The organism is Nonomuraea sp. B1E8, from assembly GCF_039871515.1.
GTDB lineage: Bacteria > Actinomycetota > Actinomycetes > Streptosporangiales > Streptosporangiaceae > Nonomuraea.
Window position 1 is genome coordinate 127,721 of sequence record NZ_JBDPLS010000011.1, and the last position, 20,473, is coordinate 148,193.

Genomic DNA, 20,473 nt, shown 5'->3' on the forward strand with positions numbered 1-20,473 from the left:
GGGTCAGGGGCGCTTGTCGGCCTGGGCACTCGCACGCAGCTTGGCGGCCTGCTCCTCGAGCCGGCGCGCCTGCTCCTCGGCCGACGGCTCCGGCGCGGGGGCCGCGGCCTGGAGCTGCTGCGGCGCGGCCGGCTGCTGCTGGGCCTCGGGCTGTGCCTGCACGACGGTCGGCTTGTCGTCGTCGTCATCGTTCATCTTGCTGGTCTCAGCCTTGAAGATGCGCAGGGACCGTCCGACGCCACGGGCGAGGTCCGGCAGCTTCTTGGCGCCGAAGAGCAGGACCAAGGCCACCAAGATCAGGATGATCTCCGGAGCTCCCAAGTTCATGTGACGTCCTTCATGGTTAAAGAGTGCTGTCCTTCACGACCGATCGTACGCTGCCGGGGCCGCTGCCTCATCCCTTGGCGTCCTGTTTATCCCTGAATTGCTCATGAACCTGAGCGATCTCCCTGTTCAGGTCACGTGCGGCGGCCACGACCCGGGCGCCCGCGACCCCGAGCACGGCCAGCCCGGCCAGGCACAGCCCGGCGGCCAGGAGTATCCACGTCATGACCGGTGAGCGTACAGCGCCAGGGCCCGCTCGGCCTCCTGGCGCACGGCCTCGGCCATCGCGGGCGGCGCGACGACCCTGCCGGTGTCGCCGAGGCGCAGCGCCAGCTTCAGGATCCAGTCCTGGTCGCGGGCGCGCAGCGCCACCCGCAGCCGCCCTTCGCCCAGCTCGGTGACCTGCTCGCACGGGTAGTACTCGGCGATCCACCGGCCGGCGGCGCTGACCTCCAGCTCGACCAGCTCGTCGGTGGGCGAGGGCCGGAAGACCCCCTGGGCGAGGTCGATGGGCTCGGCCTCGGCCGGCGGGTCGGCGGGCACGTCGAGGACGTCGACGCCGAGCATCCGGTCGAGCCGGAACAGCCGCATCGCCTCGGCGCGGTAGCACCAGCCCTCCAGGTAGGCGCGGCCGTCGACGACCACGATGCGCATGGGGTCGACCTCGCGCGGCGTCACCTCGTCGCGGCCCGGCACGTAGTAGCGCAGCGACAACCTGCGCCCCTTGGTGAGGCCCTCGCGCACGCGCGGCAGGGCGTCGGGGGCGGCCTCGACGTCGACGGCGACCTGGCTGCTGACGGTGGCCGCGCCCTCGCCGGCCGCCTGCTCCAGCTTGGCCATCACGCGGGGCAGCGCGTCGCCCGCCCCCTGCATGTCGGCCAGTTGCGGGGTGGCGGCCAGCATGCGCAGCGCGACCAGCAGCGCGCTGGCCTCGTCGATGCCCAGCCGCAGCGGCCTGGCGATGGTGTCGGCGTTGTCGATGAGGATCTCGCCGCCGTCCCAGGACACGTCGATGAGGTCGCCGGGGGTGTGGCCGGGCAGCCCGCACATCCACACGAGCTGCAGGTCGTCGATGAGCTGCTTCTCGCTCAGCCCGAACATCGCGGCCACCTCGCCGACCTGCGCCCCGGGGTGGGACATCAGATACGGCACCAGCGACAGCAGTCGCGGCAACCGGTCGGCGGACCCGCTCATGCGAGTGCCCCTTTCAGTCGGCGGATGACGGCCTCGCGGGCGTCGGGGGGCTCGACGACCTCGACGTCGGCGCCGAGGCTGGCCATCCAGCCGGCCAGCCGCTCGGGGTCGGAGAAGGTCAGCTCGGCGTCGTCCCACCCGTCCGCGCCGGGGTGCACGGCCCTGGCCAGCTGGCGCAGCCCTTCGCACGTCCCCTGGCGCACGCGGATCACGGCGACCCGCTCGTCCATCGCCTCGTCGGGGTAGCCGACCATGGACCGCACGTCGACGCCTTCCGGCACCTCGACGGCGCCCGGCTTGCCGACCGTCGCGACCTGCCCGGTGATGCGGCTGAGGCGGAAGGCGCGCGGGGCGTCCCTGCCGCGGTCGAACCCGGCGAGATACCAGCGGCCGCGCCTGCTGACCACGCCCCACGGCTCCACGGTGCGGGTGCGGATCTCCTCGCTGCCGGCGCCGCGGTAGTCGAAGCGCACCACCCGCCGGTCGCGTACGGCGTCCCACAGTGCGGGGAACGCCGGGTCGCGGGTGTCGACGCGCAGCTCCAGCGCTCCCCCGCCCATCGCCGCTCCGACGGGCTGGTCGGTGGCCACGCCTCCGGCGCGCAGCTTCAGCAGCGCCCCCGAGGCGGCCTCGGCCAGGCTGGCGCGCTGCCACACCTGGGCGGCCAGCCCCAGCACGGCGGCCTCGTCGGGCTCCAGGGTGATCTCGGGCAGCTCGTACGACTGCCGCTCGATCCGGTAGCCGGGCTCGTCCTCCCACGGGTCGCGCACCACGTCGATGGGGATGCCGAGCTCGCGCAGCTCGTTCTTGTCGCGCTCGAACATGCGCTGGAACGCCTCGTCGCCGTCGCGGTCGTAGCCGGGGACGGCGTGGCGGATCTGCTCGGCCGACAGCGGGCGCCGGGTGGCGAGCAGGCAGATCACCAGATTGAGCAGCCGTTCTGTCTTCCGGCGCGACATCTGCCTCACTCCTCCTTCGATCGACGCTACCCTGCCCCCGTGATCAGATGGCGCAAGGGCGAGGTTGTCCGGATCCGACGCGAGTGGCCGGGAGCGGTGGAGCTGGATGTCGCCGTCCCCGAGGGGGAGTGCCGGGCGCTGGCGTATCCGCCGTTGGTCGGGCGCCCGGAACCCGGCGACGAGGTGCTGCTCAACACGACCGCGCTCGCGATGGGTCTCGGTACGGGAGGTTACGCCATGGTGGTGGCCGTCCCTAACCGTTTGCCGCAAGATCCCGACGGTCCCGGGCACCTGGTGAAGGCCCGGTACACACCGTTGCAGGCCACGGTGCTGGGCGCCGACGAGCAGGACTCCCCCCATCATGAGCTGTTGCGCGAGGCCGACTCGCTGGACGGCATGCCGGTGATCGTGGCGGATCTGCATTCGGCGCTGCCGCCGATCCTGTGCGGCCTGTACGCCTCGGCCGCACGACCCGGGATCCGCGTCGCGTACGTGATGCTGGACGGCGGCGCGCTGCCCGCGTGGTTCTCGATGGCGGCGGCCCGGCTGCGTGCGGCCGGCTGGCTGGCGGGCGTGGTCACGGTCGGGCAGTCGTTCGGCGGTGACGTGGAGGCGGTCACCGTCCACACCGGGCTGCTGGCGGCCAGGCACGTGCTGGAGGCCGACCTGGCGATCGTCACGCAGGGGCCGGGCAACCTGGGCACGGGCACCCGGTGGGGCTTCTCGGGGGTGTCGGCGGGTGAGGCGGTGAACGCGGCCGGCGTGCTGCTGGGGCGGCCGGTGGCCGCGCTGCGGGTCAGCGAGGGCGACAGGCGCGAGCGCCACTACGGCGTCTCGCACCACTCGCTGACCGCCTACGGCCGGGTCGCCCTGTCGCCCGCCGACGTGCCGGTGCCCGAGTTGCCGGGCGAGTTCGGCGAGCGGGTCAGGGACCAGGCGGAGCTGCTGGCGGTGCGCCACCGCCTCGTCCCGGTGCCGGTGGACGGCCTGCACGAGGCGCTACGCGGGTCTCCGGTGCGGTTGTCGACGATGGGCAGGGGCCTTGAGGAGGACCTGCCCTATTTCCTGGCCTCGGCGGCGGCCGGCAGGCTGGCGGCCTCGCTGCTGGTGTAGGAGTCCTTGAAGGTGAAGGCCTCGGGGCTCGGCCCCTCGGTCTTGAGGCGTTCCAGCCGCCGCATGCCCTCAGCCAGCGGCGGGATGTGCCCTTCCGGGATCCACCACATGACGGTGTACGGCTCCGCCACGCGCAGGAACCACTCCCTGCGCCGGCGCAGGACGCCCAGGTGGGCGCTGCGGTAGACGTAGTTCCACAGCGTGTCGAGCGACTCCCACACCGAGAAGTTGATCAGCAGGTGGCCGCCGTAGTCGTGCACGACGGTGGCGGTGGGGTCGGTCTCGCTCTCCTTCAGCCGCCACACGAACCCCGGCGCCGCGTCGGCGATGGTGTTGATGGGTTCGAGCAGGGCGACGAACTCGGCGAGTTCGGGGCTGTCGACGGGCGCGCGCATGTGCGCGATGTTGAGCTGGGCCAGATGCATGCCGCTCAGCACATCACCCCTTCGCCTTCTATGTCAATCTTCATTTGTTTTAGAAGCGGCGAACGCCACGCAGCACTCCTCCGGCCGGGGGTCGAGCCGCGCCCTGCCCGGGTCGTCGCCCAGCCCTTCCAGCAGCCCCTGGCACAGGGCCAGGTTGACCGAGCACACCAGCAGCGGCCGCTCCTTCGCCAGCACGTGGAACGGGCAGTTGCGCAGCCGCAGCAGGCCGTCCTCCTCGTAGGGCTCGTAACCGCGCTCGCTCAGCACCCGCTCCACCGGCTCGCCCCGGTGCCGCCCCGCCATCCTCGCGCCCGCCTCGCGCGCCGCCAGCTCGGCCTGCTCCTCGGCGCCGAGCAGGTCGACCACGCCCGCCAGGACGGACGCGAGGGTGGTGTAGTCGCGCGGCGGCAGGCTCACCGACCGCTCGCCTCCGGCCCTGCGGTAGACCTTGGCGGGCCGGCCGCTGCCCGGCCCCTTCTTCTCCGGCCGCCGCAGGCCGCTCTCCAGCAGCCCGGCCTCGACCAGCCGGTCGAGGTGGTGGCCCGCGAGGGTCCTGGACACGCCCGCGGCCTCGGCCGCCTCTCCCCTGCCGACGTCGCCGCCGCTGCCCGCCACCACGTCGTACAGGCTGCGGCGTACGGGGTCGTGCAGCAGGGCCAGCGCGTCGAGGTCGTCGCTACTCACAGCGGGAGTCTACGAAAGCCTCGCACCGGCACGGACGGGCCCCTGCGGGGCCCGTCGGCGTCAGTAGGCCGCGATGACGTCCACGACGAAGACGAGCGTGTCGGAGCCCTTGACGCCGTACGCGGGGTTGCCGGAGCGGCCGTACCCGTAGGAGGGCGGGACGACCATCACGACCCGGCTGCCGGTGGGCACGCCGACGAGCGCCCTGTCCCACGCCCTGATCACGCTGCCGTCGCCGAGCTTGAACGCTCTGGGCCCGCCGGTCGTCCAGGTCGTGTCGAAGACGCGGCGCCGGCCCCAGATCGCGCCTTCGTACTGGGTGACCACGAGCTGCCCCGCCTGGATCCTGGGCCCCTTGCCGCGGTGCAGCACCTTGGCCGCGAACCGGGCGGGCGGCGCGGTCGCCGGCACCGACAGCGCCGGCGGGCCGCCGTTCCGGGCTCCGCCGGAGACGCGCACGCCGGCCAGCGAGCCGCCGCGTGCCTCGAGGGACACTCCCTTGGGGTGGGCGCCGAGGATGTCGACGACGTAGAGCAGTTCCTCGTCCGCGGCGATCCCCCGTGGCGGGTTGGCGCCGAAGCCGTCGCCCGGCGGGATGGCGGCGATCACCCTGCTGCCCACCCTGCGCCCCTGGAGAGCCCGCTCCAGCCCCGGCAGCAGGTGCCCCACCGGGAAAGCGGCGGGGGTGCCCCGGGTGAAGCTGGAGTCGACCAGGCGGTTGTCCCTGCCGTTCCAGACGTGCGCGGTGTACTGGACGATCGCCACGTCGCCGGGGCGCAGCCGCTCGCCCTTGCCCGCGGCCGGCTCGTCGACCTGCAGCTCGTCCACCGGCTTGCCGGCGGGGAAGACGATCGTGGGCCGGGCGCCGAACGCGCCGCCCACCTTCAGCTCCATGCCGTCCGCGGCCTCGCCCGTGCACCCGGCCGGCGCGAGCAGCGCCGCGAGCAGCAGCGCGACGGTACGGCGGCGCATAGGTGACCTCCCGCGTGGCCCCGGCGGGGGGCTGCCGGGCCAGGCGATGCTACCGCGCCGCCACGCCGCGCACGCCGAAAGCCGAGAGGTGCGCCGCGGCCGCACGGCGACGCGGGAGGGCGGGCGCGCGTCGCGGCGCGACACCGAGGTGCACCCGCCCAAGATCCTGCTCATCCGCGGCCGGACTTCGGGACGACGCTGCCGAGCGCGGTCGAGGAGCTGATCCGGCGGCGGGACGAGCGGCAACGTGCCTGAGCGGAAAAAATGTCGCGGTGGGATGTCGAGAACCCGCGCGCGGCTCCGTCCCCGCAGTGAACACCGGCCACAATGGCCGTACCGCACAAAGGAGAACATGATGGCCAAATACCTGCTGCTCAAGCACTACCGCGGCGCGCCGGCAGCGGTCAACGACGTGCCGATGGATCAGTGGACGCCGGAGGAGGTCACGGCCCACCTGCAGTACATGCAGGACTTCGCCGCCCGGCTCGAGAGCACCGGCGAGTACGTCGACGGCCAGGCGCTCTCCCCGGAGGGCACGTTCGTCCGCTACGACGGCGAGGGCCGGCCGCCGGTCACCGACGGCCCGTTCGCGGAGACCAAGGACCTGATCGCCGGCTGGATGGTGATCGACGTCGAGACCTACGAGCGGGCGCTGGAGCTGGCCGGCGAGTTGTCCGCGGCTCCGGGCGCGGGTGGCAAGCCGATCCACGAGTGGCTGGAGGTGCGCCCCTTCATGCACGAGGCCCCCACGGTGACCGAGTGAACGAGTCGCTGCTGCGGGAGCTGGTGCCCGCGGTGATCGGTGTCCTCGTCCGCCGCGGAGCAGACTTCGCGGCGGCCGAGGACGCCGTGCAGGACGCCCTCGTCGAAGCCGTGCGCGTGTGGCCGGACGACCCGCCGCACGACCCCAAGGGCTGGCTGGTCACCGCGGCCTGGCGCAAGTTCCTCGACGCCGCCCGCGCCGATTCCTCCCGGAGGAACCGCGAGGTGCGCGTCGAGGGCGAGCCCGCGCCCGGCCCGAGCGAGGTGGCGGACGACACGCTCCAGCTCTACTTCCTGTGCGCGCACCCGTCCCTGACGCCGGCTTCGGCCGTCGCGCTGACGCTGCGCGCGGTCGGCGGCCTGACCACGCGGCAGATCGCGCAGGCCTACCTGGTGCCCGAGGCGACCATGGCGCAGCGGATCAGCAGGGCCAAGCGGACCGTCTCGTCCGTCCGGTTCGACCAGCCCGGTGACGTCGCCACGGTGCTGCGCGTGCTCTACCTCGTCTTCAACGAGGGCTACTCCGGCGACGTCGACCTCGCCGCCGAGGCGATCCGGCTCACCCGCCAGCTGGCGGCCATGACCCACCACGAGGAGGCCGCGGGCCTGCTCGCGCTCATGCTGCTCCACCACGCCCGGCGCCCGGCACGGACCGGCCCTGACGGCAGGCTCGTGCCGCTGGCCGAGCAGGACCGCGGCCTGTGGAACACCCGCCTGATCGCCGAGGGCGTCGACGTGCTCCAGGCGGCCCTCGCCCGCGACCGCCTGGGCGAGTTCCAGGCCCAGGCCGCCATCGCCGCGCTCCACGCCGACGCCAGGACGGCCGAGGAGACCGACTGGGTGCAGATCGTCGAGTGGTACGACGAGCTGGTGCGCCTCACCGGCAGCCCGGTGGCCCGCCTCAACCGGGCCGTCGCGGTCGGCGAGGCCGACGGCCCGCGGGCCGGCCTGGCCGCCCTGGCGGAGCTCGACCCCGCCCTGCCCCGCCACACCGCCGTCGCGGCGTACCTGCACGAGCGTGACGGTGACCCGGTGACCGCGGCACGGCTCTACGCCGAAGCCGCACGATCGGCGCCCAGCGTCCCCGAACGCGACCACCTCACGCGACAGGCCGCACGGCTCAACGCCCGGCTGCGCGGTTGAGCGGCGAGCGCTCACGGGGTGCGCGGGTGACCGGGTGACCGGGCCGGGCGGCCCGGCGCGGTCAGCCGGGGGCGCTGCGTGCCTCCAGGCGGCCGATCGCCTGGGTGCCGGCGTTGCCGCGCAGGCCCGCGGCGTAGTGCCAGCCGTTCAGCGCGCCCGGCCGGGTGAAGTCGATCCGGCCCTGGGTCGTGGCCGTCATGACCTGGGACCAGCCCCAGCCCCGCCCCCGGTCGACCCAGGTGCTGATCGTGTTGCCGTCCAGGACGTACGCCCAGCGGTCGCCGGGTTCGAGCGGCGCCGTGGCGCAGCAGGCGCTGGTGAGCTTGCCGTCGATCCTGATGTCGACGCCGTGCTGGCCCTTGATCCCGGTCCAGGCCATGACGTAGTTGCGCTCGTCCTTGACCAGCCCGTTGAACAGGGCGTCCTGCCCCTTCCCCGTGCCCGCCCACCTGCCGTGGTCGACGATCACCACGGCCCGGGAGCTCTGCGGCCCTGAGCCATGGGCGACCAGCCCGTAGTAGGCGCCGGGACCCTGCGCCTGCAGGCTGCCCGCGCCGAAGGTCAGCCGCGGCAGCGCCTCGCCCGCCGACGGCTGGTGGACCGTGTAGCCGGCGCTGGAGTCGGCGTCGAAGGTGTCGTCCACGCCGACCTCGGGGTAGGCCTCGGGGTCGAACGCCACCGTCGATCTGCTGATCACCTGGATCGCGTGCTCACCCCAGCTCGCCGTGGCGGTGAAGTCCGCGGTCTGGCCGGTCAGCACGTCCGACTCCGCCCGTACGGTGAACGCGACGTGACGGGCCTGGCCGGGCTTGAGCGAGCCGATCGTGTCCGGCTCGGCGGCGGTCGCGGTCCAGCCCTCCGGGGCCGACAGCCGCACCCGCACGTTCCGCACCGTCTTGCCGGTGTCGTTGACCACGGAGACGATCGCCGTCCCTGCGCCGGATCCGGGTGCGATCGCGGCCGGAGCCTGGTACACCGAGAGCCGCGAGTCGACGGCCTCGAACCGCGGGCGTTCGTCGGGCACGGAGACCCGGCCGCCGGCCAGCGCGGGCGGCGTGCCGTGGCGGCCCGCACGGGCGCCGAAGATCGACAGCCCGCCGCCGTCGGAGGCGAAGCGCAGCGTGACGGCGCCCGCGTCGCCGAGTTGCCGCCCGGTGATCGGGACGGCGACGCGGTAGCCGTAGCGGTTGCCGAAGTCCCCCGCGAGGGAACCACGCGATCGGCCGGCCAGCGCCGCCGGACCGTGGGGGTCGTCGGGCAGCTCGATCGGCGGCAGCGGGCTGCCGTTGACGGACACGGTGAGGCGGGTGGGGTGGCGGCGCGCGCTGGTCTTGTTGTTGGGGTCGTACCAGCCGCGTGCCTGGGCGGAGGCGACCTCCGCGACGAGGGTCGCGCCGCGCGCTCCGCGCAGGTTCTCGGGCACCTTGACCTCGTACTCGAAGTAGCCGCGGCCGTGACCGGTGACCCAGTCCGATCCGCCGGTGGTGTGGGCCTGGGCCCCGCCGGTCCACTCCTGCGCCGTCACCTCGCCGGCGGGGAAGCCGGTCTCGCCGCCGGGGGTGTCAAAGGTGAGGTAGTTCTCGGCGAGGGTCCTGCCGCCGGCCTCGAGCCAGATCCACAGGTGCCCGGCCCGCAGCCCGGCGGGTGCGGTGACCGACACGGTGCCGACGTCGGTGACGGTGTACCGCGCGGGTGCGACCTCGCGCGAGCCGCCGCCGGCGTCGGCGATCCAGCGGCCCTCGTCGTCGTACCCGCCGATCTTCCAGCGCAGCCTCGCCCTGGAGAGGTCGTGGTCACTGAAGTGGCTGACCTTGACCGGGACGTCGATCGTGGCGCCGCGTTCGACGGTCCGCGCCGACCTGCCCATCAAGGAGATCGCGTCGTCGCCCTGGAACATCTCGATGCCGCGGGCCCTGCCCCGATGGTCGGTGAACTCCGGCTGGTTCGGCTGCCGGTCGAAGGTGACCGGGCTGTGGACCTCCTGCTCGGTCTCGGCCAGCTGCACGCCGACGTAGCCGTTGAGCTTGGGGTAGGCGCGGAAGAGGCTCGCCGTGTGGGGGAACTGACCGCCCCTGATGGCGAACTCGGAGTTGAGCCAGGGTTGCCCGCTCTGCGCCCCGTCCTCGAAATTCCAGGTGGAACCCGGCTTGACCTGGGCGTCGAACCCGTCGAGGAGCTTCTTCCACTCGTCGTACGTGGCCAGGTAGTAGTGCCAGTCGTTGAGGTCGGTGTCGAGGTGGCCGTTCCGGCAGCAGGCGGAGTTGTCGACGACCAGCCGGGACGGGTCGAGGTCGTGCGCGATCCGCACCATCCTGCGGACGTACGGGAACGCCTCCGCCGGGATCGGCTGCTGCCACGGCTCCTTGTTGATCCCCCACGACTCGTTGAACATCGTCCAGATCACGATCGACGGGTGGTTGTGATCGCGCTGGAACGTGGTGCGCAGCAGCCCTTCGAAGAGCCGTTCCGCCTCCTCGCCCAGGGAGTGCCAGCCCGCGTTGGGCAGGTCGTACCAGATCATCAGCCCGAGCTTGTCCGCCCAGTGGTAGTAGGCCGGTTCGTTGACCTTGAGGTGGTTCCTGATGACGTTGAAGCCGAGCTTCTTGGCGTTCTTCAGGTCGAGCAGGATCGATCCGCGGCCCGGCTCGGCCTCGCTGCCGGTGCGCAGGTCGGGGCCGGCGGTCACCCCGGTGTAGGTGTACAGGCCCCACGGGTTGTAGCCCTGGTCGAGGACGCCGCGCACGTAGATCGGCCGGTTGTTGAGGTGGATGTACTGGTACTCGCCGGTGTGGCCGGGGGCCCATTTGCGCTCGATCGTCCGCAGCCCGAAGGTCGTCCTGACCCCGTCGTCGTCTCCCAGCCGGACGTCGGCGGTGTACAGCGCCGGGTCGTCCGGCTCCCACAGGCGCGGGCGCTCGATCGGGATCCGCGCCGTGCCCCGGCCGTCGTCCAGCGGCACGGTGGCGGTGCCGACGACCTCGCCGCCGGGGTCCTTCACCCGTACGGTCGCGCTGTCCGCCGCGCCGTCGGCCGCGAGGTCGATCTTCGCGGCGGCCTCGGACGGCGTGCGTGACTCCGCCTCGAAGGTCAGCTCGGGGGTGATCCGGGTCCCGGTGAGCCGGGCGCCGTCGTAGGGTTCGATCCACACCGACTGCCAGATGCCGCCGACGTCGCTGAACCAGCCGGTGTTCTCGCCGTCGGGGACGCCCGTCTGCTTGCCCTGGGGGTACGGCGAACCGGGCGTCGTCGGGGGCGCGACCACCCGGATCGTCAGCGTGTGGGTCGATCCGGGAGCCAGTTCGCCCAGCCCCGCGCTGATCTCGGTGTAGCCGTCGCCGGAGTAGGGCAGCACCGGCTCGCCGTCGAGCCAGACCGCCGCGCCCCAGTCGGCGGCCCCGATGCGGAGCCTGGTCTGCCTGCCGGAGAAGTCCTGCGGGACGGTGAAGGAGCGCCGGTACCACACCGTTCCGCGGTAGGAGGCGAAGGCGCTGCGGAAGATCTCCTTGGTCGCCAGCGTCTCCTCGCCCCAGGCCGCCATCGACTGGTAGCCGAACGGCACCCGGATCGCCCTGCCGAACGTGTGCCCGGGGTCGAACCAGCGCTCCCGCTCCCCGGCGTCGCCGGGATCGAAGTCGAACGACCAGGTGCCGTTCAGCGACATCCAGGCGCCGCCGGTGAACGGGCGCCGGTCGGCGTCGGGACGCGGATATTCCGCCCTGGCCGGCGCGGTGTCGCGCTCGAGCTCGAGGGTGACCGTACGGTCCGTGGTCGTGGAGGCGAAGGCGTACCCCTCCTTGGCCGCGACCACGAGGGCGCTGCCGTCCGGCACGCCGGTCAGGGTGAAGGCGCCGTCCTTCGCGGTCGTGGCGAACGCCTCCGACCTGGAGGCGTGCACGGTGGCGCCTTCGACCGGCGCGCCGCCGCGGGCCTCCACCACCCGGCCGCGCACTTCGATCGTCTTCCCCGCCGAGGCTTCGGCGGCCGGGCCGCCGGCGGGGTCCGGCTCGGCGAGGGCCGGGATCCCCGGGCACAGCAGCGCCAGAACGCTGATCAGGGCGATGGTCAAGTTCCGGCGTGTCGTCGCGGCCGGGGCACGCACGCCCCGCCCGCCTGTGGCTCCAGACATCGAGGTCACCGATTCACGTGGTGGGGGAAGAGGAGGACGTGGAGGCCCGCTCGATGGCGGCCGGACGTTGCTGCGCCGCGCGGATCCGCGAGACGTCCAGCTTGCTCGTACGGTCGAAGCGGTAGACGCCGTTCTGTTCCTGGAAGACGTCCGTGAGCTGGGTGTAGCAGTAGCCGAACATCCGGGGGTCGTCCAGCAGAACCCCGACCAGCCCGGCGAAGCGCCGCTGGAGTTCCTCCTCGCTCGTGGGCCGTTCGCCGTACCCCCAGGAGCTCTCCCCGGGACGCACGTCCGGGTTCCACCAGATGCCCCCGAACTCGCTGCAGAAGTACGGCTGCCCGCGGTACGGCACCGACCAGGCCGTGCCGTCGCGGTCGGCGTTGACGTACGGCTCCCCCTCGGCCAGGCCGGCCATCAGCGTGCCGAACACCTCGGGATCCTGCTCGTAGCAGTGCGAGTCGTAGACGTCGGCGCCGGGAACCCGGTGCGCGTAGCCGGACGCGTCGAGCACCGGGCGGGTGGGGTCGGCCGCCTTGGTGGCGAGGTACATGCCCAGGGTGACGTCGTCGAGGACGGTGATCCGGTCGTGCAGCCGCTGCCAGGTCTCGTTGAGCGGGCACCAGCCGACGATGCTCGGGTGGGAGTAGTCGCGTTCGACCGCCTCCAGCCACTGGGTCACGAACGTCGCGGTGGGCTGCTGGTTGTCGCCGGGCGGCCCGCCGGTGTTCGCGCCCCAGTCGCCGAACTCGCCCCAGACCAGGAAGCCCGCCCGGTCGGCGTGGTACAGGTAGCGCTCCTCGAACACCTTCTGGTGCAGCCGGGCGCCGTTGAACCCCGCGGCCACGGCCAGCTCGATGTCGCGGCGCAGGGCCTCGTCCGTCGGCGCGGTCATGAGGCCGTCGGGATAGTAGCCCTGGTCGAGCACGAGCCGCTGGAAGCACGCCTCGCCGTTGAGCAGGACGGCGTGCCCGTCGATGGCGACCGAGCGGAGCCCGGAGTAACTCGCCGCCGTGTCGACCACGGCGCCGTCGCCGTCGAGCAGGTCGATGCGCAGGTCGTACAGGTGCGGGTCCTCGGGGCGCCACAGCCGTACCCGGTCGTCCGGCAGCGGCAGCCACACCTCGGCGGACAGGTCGAGGTCGGCGCGCGCCCGCGCCCGCGCGAGCTCGCCGGCCTGGTCCGACACCGTCACCCGCACCTGGTGCCCGGCGCGGTTGGCCGACACCGGCACCGTGACGCGGAACGCGGACGCGGCGACGTTGGGCGTGATCCGCGGCCGGCCGAGGTGCGGGCCGGGCACGGGCTCGCACCACACCGTCTGCCAGATGCCGGTGGTGCGTCCGTAGCGCGCTCCGCGCCCCTCGTAGGTGGTCGCCTGCTTGCCGCGCGCCTGCGGCCCGGTGCGGGGATCGCGGGCGCGCACGACCACGGTGTACGTGTGCGCCGGGTCGGCCGCGGCGGCCAGGTCGCAGGTGAACGGGGTGAACCCGCCCCGGTGCCGGCCGGCTTCGACGCCGTCGACCCACACCGTGGCGTCGTGGTCCACCGCCTGGAAGTGCAGCAGCACCCGCTGCCCCGCCCACTCCTCCGGCACCTCGACGGTGCGGCGGTACCAGACGGCCGGGTGGAAGTCGGGGTCGCCGACGCCGGACAGGGGCGCCTCCGGGCAGAACGGCACGACGATCTCGCCGGTCAGGTCGCGGTCGAGCAGGCCGCGCTCCAGCCCGGAATCGCCGGGGTCCCTCTCGAACTGCCAGGTTCCGTTCAGGCACTGCCATGCGGCGCGGACGAACTGCGGGCGGGGATACTCCGGGCGGGGAACCGCGGGGTTCTCGGGCACGATGCTCACTTTCTCGATGGGGATGTGCTCAGGACTTGACGGCGCCGGCGATGCCTTCGACGAAGTAGCGCTGCAGGGCGATGAACAGCGCGACGACCGGCAGCAGCGAGATGGTCGCCGCGGCGGCCATGCCCGACCAGTCGGTGGCGTTCTCGCCCACGAACGCGAGCATGCCGACGCTCACGGTGCGCAGGTCGGGCCGGGAGAAGGTGAAGACCAGCGGCAGGAAGAACGCGTTCCAGGTGGTCAGGAAGGTGAGCACGGTCACCGTGGCCGTCACCGGCTTGGCCAGCGGCAGCATGATGCGGAAGAAGACGGTCGCGAACCCGGCGCCGTCCATGAGCGCGGCCTCGGTGAGCTCCTTGGGGATGCCGCGGAAGTAGCCGATGTAGAGCAGGATCGCCGCCACGTGCGCGGCGCCCGACATCGCCAGGATCATGCCGGTCAGCGAGTTCAGCATGCCCAGCCGCTGGGCGAGGTCGACCAGCGGGATGATGGTGTAGCCGGCCGGCACGAACAGGGTGGCGATCAGGGTGCCCATGACGATCTTGCGTCCGCGGAACTCGTGGCGGGCGAGGACATAGCCCGCCATGGCGCACCTGACGACCACGACCACGACCGTGGCCACCGTGACGATCACGGTGTTGAGCAGGTATTTCCCGAACTGGGCGTCCCCCCACGCGCGCTCGTAGTTCTCCCACCGCGGGTTGCCCGGCAGCAGGTCGAGCCCCTGGGTGAACACCTCGGCCGACGTCTTCAGCGACGCGGCGACCATCCACAGGAACGGGTAGATCCAGATCAGGCAGCCGATGGCGAGCGCGGCGGCGGCCAGCCACCAGGGCAGCCGGCGCAGCGCCTTGGACACGGTCATGCCGCCCCCCTGGCCTTGCGGGTGGCGCGGACCGCGAGGAGCTGCAGCAGCCCGATGACGCAGACGAACAGGCCGAACAGGACGGCGGCCGCGGAGGCGTATCCGAGCCGGGGCACCGTCGCGGCGAAGGCCCACCGGTAGATGTAGACCTCGATCACCTCGGTCGAGTAGAACGGGCCTCCCCCGGTCATGGTCAGGACGAGGTCGAAGACCTGCAGCGAGGCCTCGATCGACAGCAGGGTGATGATGACCAGGAACGGTTTGAGCAGGGGCGTGGTGATGTGCCGCAGGGTGGCCAGCGCGCCGGCCCCGTCGAGGCGCGCCGCCTCGTAGACCTCGTCGGGCACGGTCTGCAGCGCGGCCAGCCAGTAGACCAGGGTGATCCCGAACCACTTCCACACGTAGACGGCGATCGTCGTGCCCAGCGCCGTGGACGACTGGCCGAGGAAGTCGACGCCGTCCGTCACCAGGCCGGCCTCGCGCAACGCGAGGTTCACCGGGCCGCTCGCGGGGTCGAAGACGAACTGCATGACCACGCCGACGATCGCCGTCGTGGTGACCACCGGCAGGAACAGGGCGGTGCGGAACAGCTTGCGCAGCGGCATGCGGGGCGAGTTGAGGACGATCGCGACCAGCAGGGTGGTCAGCACCTGGAGCGGCACCGCGACGAGCATGAACGTCAAGGTCAGCCGGAACGAGCTCCAGAACATCGGGTCGGCGAGGACCTCGCGGTAGTTGGCCACGCCGATGAACGACGGGCTGGCGTCGAACCCGTTCCAGTCGGTGAGCGAGTAGACGTAGCTGCCGACGATCGGGTAGACGGTGAACGCGCCGTACAGCAGCACGGTCGGGGCCAGGAACAACCACACGTACGTGGTGGTGCGGGCGCCGCGCGGTTTCCGCGAACCGGCGGACGGGATGGCGAACGTCATGCGCCCGCTCCGGCGACGCCCGTGGTGCTCTGGTCGACCATCAGCCGCCAGGGCGCCTCCAGCTCGGCCGCCGGCTCCTGGCCACCCTCGACGCGCTGCAGCAGGCGGGTCACGGCGAGCTCGGCGATCTTCTTCTTGTCAGGCACGACGGTGGTCAGGGGCGGGGTGACGAACCGGCCTTCCTCGATGCCGTCGAACCCGACGACGGCTACGTCCTGCGGCACCCGCAGCCCCCGGGACAGCACGGCTCGCACCGCCCCGATCGCGAGCAGGTCGTTGTAGCAGAACACCGCGTCCGGCGGCTCGGCCAGGTCGAGCAGGCGCTCCATCGCCTCCCGCCCGTCCTGGCGCTGGTAGCGGCGCACCGTCGCCGGGATCTCGGGCAACCCGGCCTCCTCCAGTGCCTGCCGGTATCCGGCCGACCGGTGCGCCGCCGTGTTGCCCACCGGACGTTCCACGTGCCCGATGGCGGCGATGCGGGTCCGGCCCAGCGCGACCAGGTGCGCCGTGGCGGCCCGCGCCGCGGCGGTGTCGTCGATGGCGACGTGGTCGAAGCCCTCCACCCGTATCTCCCCCAGCATCACCGCCGGGCAGTTGCCCGCCCAGCGGCGCAGCTCGTCCTCGGTCAGGCCGAGCGGGCTGAAGATGATCCCGTCGAACAGCGCCGACCGGTCGCGCCGCATCATGATCTGCCGCTCGCGTTCCGCCACGCCCTCGGTGCGGTCGAGAAGCACCGTGTAGCCGCGCTCCTCGGCCTGGTCCACCACGTGGGCGGCCAGCTCGGTGAAGTAGGGCACGTCCAGCGGCAGCACGAGGGCCAGCAGGTTGGAGCGCCCCCGGTTCAGGCTGCGGGCCGCGAGGTTGGGCCGGTAGTCGAGCTCCTCCAGAGCCCGCTGCACCTGGGCACGGGTCTCCTCGGACACGTAGGCGAAGTTGTTCACGACGTTGGAGACGGTCCGTACGGAGACTCCCGCCAGCCGCGCCACGTCACGTTGTGTCACCACAACCGTCCAACCTCCAGATCGGGAGCCGACTTTCAAGAGAGTCTTGCCGCGCGGCATGCCGCGTGGCAAGAATGACTTTGCCACGCGGCAACACTGCTTCACAAGACCTTGAACCGCCGCGGGGTGGAAGGCAGGACCGATGAGCGCGATGACTCGGCGAAGGTTCCTCACCGCGGCGGGCACCCTGGCCGCCGCGGCGGCGACCAGTGCGTGCGGCGGAGGCGGGGGCAGCGGTGGCGGCGCCTCGCTGACCTGGTGGGACCACCAGAACCAGCTGCAGAAGGCGAAGGCGGAGATCTTCGCCACGTATGCCGAGAGCCCCGGCGGCGTCCCCGTCCAGTACACGTACTACAACCCGGCGAAGATGGGCCAGGCGCTGCAGCTGGCCAAGCAGAGTAACCAGCTGCCGGACATCCGCTCCAACGCCGGCCTCAACCTGCCCGCCGCCGCGCTCGTGGCCGCCGGATGGTCGCAGCCGCTGAACCTCAGCGAGGAGGCGACGGCCCGGGTCAAGGACTCGCTCGTCGAGGGCGTGCACGTCTTCGACGGCAAGATCTACGCCTTTCCCATCTTCAGCCACCAGGTCTACGTCGCCGTCAACTGGTTCAACACCGAGCTGGTCGGGCGCGCCGGGCTGGACCCGCAGGCGCCGCCGAAGACCTACGACGAGTTCCGCGCGGCGGCCCGCGCGGTGCAGCAGTCGGCCGGCGAGGGCACCTACGGCTGGGTGTGGAACATCGGCATGCCGGACCGGCTCGGCGAGCAGGTCCACGACCTGGCGCAGGCGGCCGGGTTCGCCGGCGGGCAGGGAAGGTTGTACGAGAGCGGCGAGTACGCGTTCCACGCCGACGAATATCTTCACGTGATCGAGTTCCTGGTCTCGCTGCGCCAGGACAAGGTGCTGGTGCCGGGGGCCAACTCCTGGGTCGACGACGTGGCGCGGGCCCGGTGGACCGCGGGGCTGGCGGCGTACTATTTCGACGGCCCGTGGTGCCCCGGCGTGGCGCTGCAGGACACGCCGGAGTTCGGGGAGAAGCTGGGCGTCGGTCCGATGCTCGTGCCCGACGCGGGCACCGCCGTGGCCACCTACCACGTGCCACAGCCGGGAGACTACTGGTTGTCACCGACGACCAAGCACGCCCAGGCGGCCAACACCCTGTTGAGCGACTACTTCGCCACCCCCGGCTACTCCCGCCTGGTCGCCGAGACCATGTCGCAGCCCCCGCGCGACATCGACGTCGTCGAGCAGTCCAAAGCGCACCCCGCCTACAAGAAGCTCATCGGCTGGTTCCGGGAGAGCGTCCACCTCGCCCCCGACCCGATCGCCGGCAACGCGGACATCCAGCAGGTGCAGATCGCGTCCAAGCCGGTGCGGCCCACCCTCGGCGACATCGTGCAGGGCGCGCTCACCGGCGACGTCACCGACGTCCGCGCGGCGCTGACCAAGCTGTCCAGCGACAGCGCCAAGGACCGGGACCGGGCGATCGCGGAGGCCAAGAAGAAGGGCGCGAAGGTCGGCCTGGACGACTACGCCTTCCCCAACTGGAAACCGGGCAAGGACTACACCAGGCCGATGTACGACGAGCGCTGACGATGGAGAACGTTCCTGTGAAGCGACCGAACATCGTGCTGATCATGACCGACCAGCAGCGTGCCGACTGGACGGCCGCGAGCGGATTCCCCCTGGACACCATGCCGTTCCTCGACGGGCTGATGGGCACCGGCGTGCAGTTCAGGCGGGCGTACACCACCTCCCCGCTGTGCGTGCCCGCCCGGATCAGCCTGCTCACCGGGCGGTATCCGTCCGCGCACCGGGTCAGGCAGAACAGCGCCGCCCATCACGTGCTCCGCGGCGACGACCTGGTGGACGTGCTGCGCGAGTCCGGCTACGCGCTGCACCTGGCGGGCAAGACGCACTTCCACCGCAAGCCCGCCGATTTCGACACGTTCGCCGCGCCCTACTGGCACGAGCGCGGCCCGGCCGACGCGGCGACGCCCGAGCAGGGGGCGTTCGAGGAGTGGCTCGTCTCGCTCGACCACTCGGTCAGCCACGAGCCGGCGCCGTTCCCGCTGGAGTGCCAGTTCCCGCACCGGATCGTCACCGACGCGATCAGCGCGATCGACGAGACGCCCGCCGACCGGCCGTTCTTCACCTGGCTGTCGTTCCCGGAGCCGCACAACCCCTACCAGGTCCCCGAGCCGTACTTCAGCATGTTCGCAGCGGACGAGGTGCCCGACCGGCAGGCCGGACCCGAAGGCGCCGAACGCAAGGGCGGCATGTACACGTGGCTGCGCCGGCTGACCGAGGAGAAACGGCCCGGCTACGACGCCGAATGGCGGCGCTACCGCGCCAACTACTGCGGCATGCTCCGGCTCATCGACGACCAGCTGCGCCGGTTCTTCACGCACCTGCGCGAGACCGGGCGGGACGCGGACACGCTGGTGTTCTTCGTCGCCGACCACGGCGACTACACCGGCGACTACGGCCTGCAGCGCAAGGGCGCGGGCATGCCGGAGTGCCTGATGCGCATCCCGTTCGCCGTGGCGGGGCCGGGCGTGCGGCCCATGGTCAACGGCACCGACTTCGTCTCGCTCGCCGACCTGTTCCCGACCGTCTGCGACACCCTCGGCGCCGAGATCCCCCCCGGTGTCCAGGGCCGCAGCCTGTGGCCCATGCTCACCGGGGAGCCCTACCCGGCCGAGGAGTTCGCGAGCGGCTACGGGGAACGCGGGTTCGGCGGGCTGTCGTACACCGTCGACGAGCGCCCCCCGTTGCACTTCCCCTACGAAGGGCGCACCTTCGACGAACTCAACACCGTCACCCAGTCCGGGACGACGGTGATGCTCCGGCGCGCGCGGTGGAAGCTGCTGCTGGACGAGCGCGGGGCCGGCGAGCTCTACGACCTGGACGCCGACCCCGCCGAGCTGGACAACCGCTACGACGACCCCGCGCTCGCCGGGGTCCGCGCCGACCTCACCACCGATCTCGCACGCTGGATGATCCGCGTCAGGGACGACCTGCCCCAGGCGGTCTACACGCTCAAACGCGCACCGCACAACTGGAGTCAGGCGTAGCCGGCCTCCCGTCCTGGCGCCGGACGAACGCCTGCCGATCACGCGGGTCCGTCCGGCGCCGTGGCGCTGATCAGTAGGCGCCCAGGACGTCCACCACGAACACCAGGGTGCTCTTCGCGGGGATGCCCTGCTGCTCCTGGTCGCCGTAGCCGAGGTCGGGCGGGATGCTCATCACGACCCGGCTGCCGACCGGCACCCCGGCCAGGCCCTGCTGCCAGCCCTTAATCACCTGGCCGAGCGGGAACTCGGCCGGCTGGCCGCGATCCCAGCTGGAGTCGAACTTCTTGTCGGTGCCCCAGATCTTGCCCGTGTAGTGGACGGTGAGCGTCTGGTTGGCCTTCACCTTCTCACCGGTGCCCTTGATGACCGTCTTGACCTCGAGCTTCGCCGGCGGCTTGGCGTCGGTCTTCGTGGTCAGCCCGGGAGCCTTCTCGCCGCCGGGGTTGTCGACCTTGACGCCCTTGATGCTGTCGCCGGTCTCCTTGCCCTCGGCCACCTTGAGCGCCGGCGGCTGGGTGCCGACCACGTCGAACACGAACACCTTGGTCGGCTGGGCGGGCGCCGTCTGCTGCTGGGGAGCGGCGTCGTTGGCCAGCACGGCCAGCAGCCGGCCGCCCTTCTTGACCTTGGTGAAGCCCTCCTGCAGCACCTTCGGCAGCTGCTCGTTGACCGGGATGGCCTCGGGCGCCTTGGTGTCGTAGGAGGAGCCCTGCACGGCGTTGCCCTGGCCGTCCCAGTTGTAGACGGTCAGGTTGACGACCACCCGGTCGCCCGCCTTGATGGCGTCGCCGTCGCCGGGATGGATCACCTTGTACGACGACGTGGTGGCGGGCGAGCCGGACGGGAAGGTCACCGTGGGCTTGGCCCCCACGTTGCCCGCGACCCCCACCTTGGTTCCGTCGGCCGGCGCGGCGCCGGAGGTGGCGCCGGCGCTGGACGTGGCGCCCGGGTTCGCGCCGTCATCGGAACCGCACGCGGCGGCGAACAAGAGCAAAGGCACAGCGGCCGAAACGGCCAGAGCGCGGCGCATGAATGTCCCTCGGAAAAGA

18 protein-coding genes are annotated in these 20,473 nt (G+C 72.1%); 5 read left to right on the forward strand and 13 right to left on the reverse strand.

The genetic code is table 11. From position 1 onward, the window contains the following. Nucleotides 1-3 precede the first annotated feature (3 nt). The 4 genes from tatA to ABGA98_RS31885 form a co-directional block, all read right to left on the reverse strand. On the reverse strand, nt 4-327 hold the full coding sequence (gene tatA, locus ABGA98_RS31870; RefSeq protein ID WP_347622109.1) for a Sec-independent protein translocase subunit TatA: 324 nt from the start codon (nt 325-327) through the stop codon (nt 4-6). A gap of 67 nt (nt 328-394) precedes the next feature. Next, nucleotides 395-550 (reverse strand): hypothetical protein, encoded by a 156-nt coding sequence (locus ABGA98_RS31875; RefSeq protein WP_347622110.1) that lies wholly within the window; start codon nt 548-550, stop codon nt 395-397. Continuing rightward, a complete protein-coding gene (locus ABGA98_RS31880; protein WP_347622111.1) occupies nt 547-1,518 on the reverse strand; it encodes a WYL domain-containing protein in 972 nt (323 codons plus the stop codon). The genes ABGA98_RS31875 and ABGA98_RS31880 overlap by 4 nt, the downstream gene beginning before the upstream one ends. Continuing rightward, nucleotides 1,515-2,477, reverse strand: coding sequence for a WYL domain-containing protein (locus tag ABGA98_RS31885; RefSeq protein WP_347622112.1), 963 nt, complete (start codon nt 2,475-2,477; stop codon nt 1,515-1,517). The genes ABGA98_RS31880 and ABGA98_RS31885 overlap by 4 nt, the downstream gene beginning before the upstream one ends. 39 nt (nt 2,478-2,516) lie before the next feature. Between ABGA98_RS31885 and ABGA98_RS31890 the strand changes: the two genes are divergently transcribed. Beyond that, nucleotides 2,517-3,590, forward strand: coding sequence for a DUF3866 family protein (locus ABGA98_RS31890; protein WP_347622113.1), 1,074 nt, complete (start codon nt 2,517-2,519; stop codon nt 3,588-3,590). Here ABGA98_RS31890 and ABGA98_RS31895 read toward each other — a convergent pair. From ABGA98_RS31895 to ABGA98_RS31905, 3 genes are read right to left on the reverse strand one after another with little or no spacing between them, the layout of a single operon-like run. After that, the gene (locus ABGA98_RS31895; protein WP_347622114.1) at nt 3,536-4,015 is read right to left on the reverse strand and encodes a DUF3291 domain-containing protein; all 480 of its coding nucleotides are present in this window, start codon (nt 4,013-4,015) and stop codon (nt 3,536-3,538) included. The genes ABGA98_RS31890 and ABGA98_RS31895 overlap by 55 nt on opposite strands. Before the next feature lie 33 nt (nt 4,016-4,048). Beyond that, on the reverse strand, nt 4,049-4,699 hold the full coding sequence (locus ABGA98_RS31900) for a transcriptional regulator (RefSeq protein WP_347622115.1): 651 nt from the start codon (nt 4,697-4,699) through the stop codon (nt 4,049-4,051). A gap of 60 nt (nt 4,700-4,759) precedes the next feature. After that, on the reverse strand, nt 4,760-5,671 hold the full coding sequence (locus tag ABGA98_RS31905) for an FKBP-type peptidyl-prolyl cis-trans isomerase (protein WP_347622116.1): 912 nt from the start codon (nt 5,669-5,671) through the stop codon (nt 4,760-4,762). 355 nt (nt 5,672-6,026) lie between these two features. Here ABGA98_RS31905 and ABGA98_RS31910 point away from each other — a divergent pair, with 355 nt between their 5' ends. Beyond that, entirely contained in the window at nt 6,027-6,434 is a 408-nt protein-coding gene (locus ABGA98_RS31910; protein ID WP_347622117.1) for a YciI family protein, read from the forward strand. Then, nucleotides 6,431-7,576 (forward strand): DUF6596 domain-containing protein, encoded by a 1,146-nt coding sequence (locus ABGA98_RS31915; RefSeq protein ID WP_347622118.1) that lies wholly within the window; start codon nt 6,431-6,433, stop codon nt 7,574-7,576. Before ABGA98_RS31910 ends, ABGA98_RS31915 begins: the two co-directional genes overlap by 4 nt. A gap of 61 nt (nt 7,577-7,637) precedes the next feature. On the opposite strand, the gene ABGA98_RS31920 is transcribed toward ABGA98_RS31915, so the two are convergent. From ABGA98_RS31920 to ABGA98_RS31940, 5 genes are all read right to left on the reverse strand, one after another. Beyond that, entirely contained in the window at nt 7,638-11,642 is a 4,005-nt protein-coding gene (locus tag ABGA98_RS31920) for a sugar-binding domain-containing protein (RefSeq protein WP_347622119.1), read from the reverse strand. 73 nt (nt 11,643-11,715) lie between these two features. After that, a complete protein-coding gene (locus ABGA98_RS31925; RefSeq protein WP_347622120.1) occupies nt 11,716-13,551 on the reverse strand; it encodes a sugar-binding domain-containing protein in 1,836 nt (611 codons plus the stop codon). 19 nt (nt 13,552-13,570) lie between these two features. Beyond that, nucleotides 13,571-14,413 (reverse strand): carbohydrate ABC transporter permease, encoded by an 843-nt coding sequence (locus tag ABGA98_RS31930; RefSeq protein ID WP_347622121.1) that lies wholly within the window; start codon nt 14,411-14,413, stop codon nt 13,571-13,573. Beyond that, the gene (locus ABGA98_RS31935) at nt 14,410-15,345 is read right to left on the reverse strand and encodes a sugar ABC transporter permease (protein WP_347622122.1); all 936 of its coding nucleotides are present in this window, start codon (nt 15,343-15,345) and stop codon (nt 14,410-14,412) included. Before ABGA98_RS31935 ends, ABGA98_RS31930 begins: the two co-directional genes overlap by 4 nt. Beyond that, nucleotides 15,342-16,349 (reverse strand): LacI family DNA-binding transcriptional regulator, encoded by a 1,008-nt coding sequence (locus ABGA98_RS31940; protein WP_347622123.1) that lies wholly within the window; start codon nt 16,347-16,349, stop codon nt 15,342-15,344. Before ABGA98_RS31940 ends, ABGA98_RS31935 begins: the two co-directional genes overlap by 4 nt. A gap of 139 nt (nt 16,350-16,488) precedes the next feature. Between ABGA98_RS31940 and ABGA98_RS31945 the strand changes: the two genes are divergently transcribed. Together ABGA98_RS31945 and ABGA98_RS31950 are read left to right on the forward strand one after the other, a co-directional pair. Further along, entirely contained in the window at nt 16,489-17,940 is a 1,452-nt protein-coding gene (locus tag ABGA98_RS31945) for an extracellular solute-binding protein (protein WP_347622124.1), read from the forward strand. 17 nt (nt 17,941-17,957) lie between these two features. Next, nucleotides 17,958-19,424: a sulfatase-like hydrolase/transferase gene (locus ABGA98_RS31950; protein ID WP_347622125.1), complete on the forward strand. Its 1,467-nt coding sequence runs from the start codon at nt 17,958-17,960 to the stop codon at nt 19,422-19,424. Between the two features lie 70 nt (nt 19,425-19,494). Here the strand turns inward: ABGA98_RS31950 and ABGA98_RS31955 are convergent, their stop codons facing one another. Next, the gene (locus ABGA98_RS31955) at nt 19,495-20,424 is read right to left on the reverse strand and encodes an FKBP-type peptidyl-prolyl cis-trans isomerase (protein WP_347622126.1); all 930 of its coding nucleotides are present in this window, start codon (nt 20,422-20,424) and stop codon (nt 19,495-19,497) included. Nucleotides 20,425-20,473 lie beyond the last annotated feature (49 nt).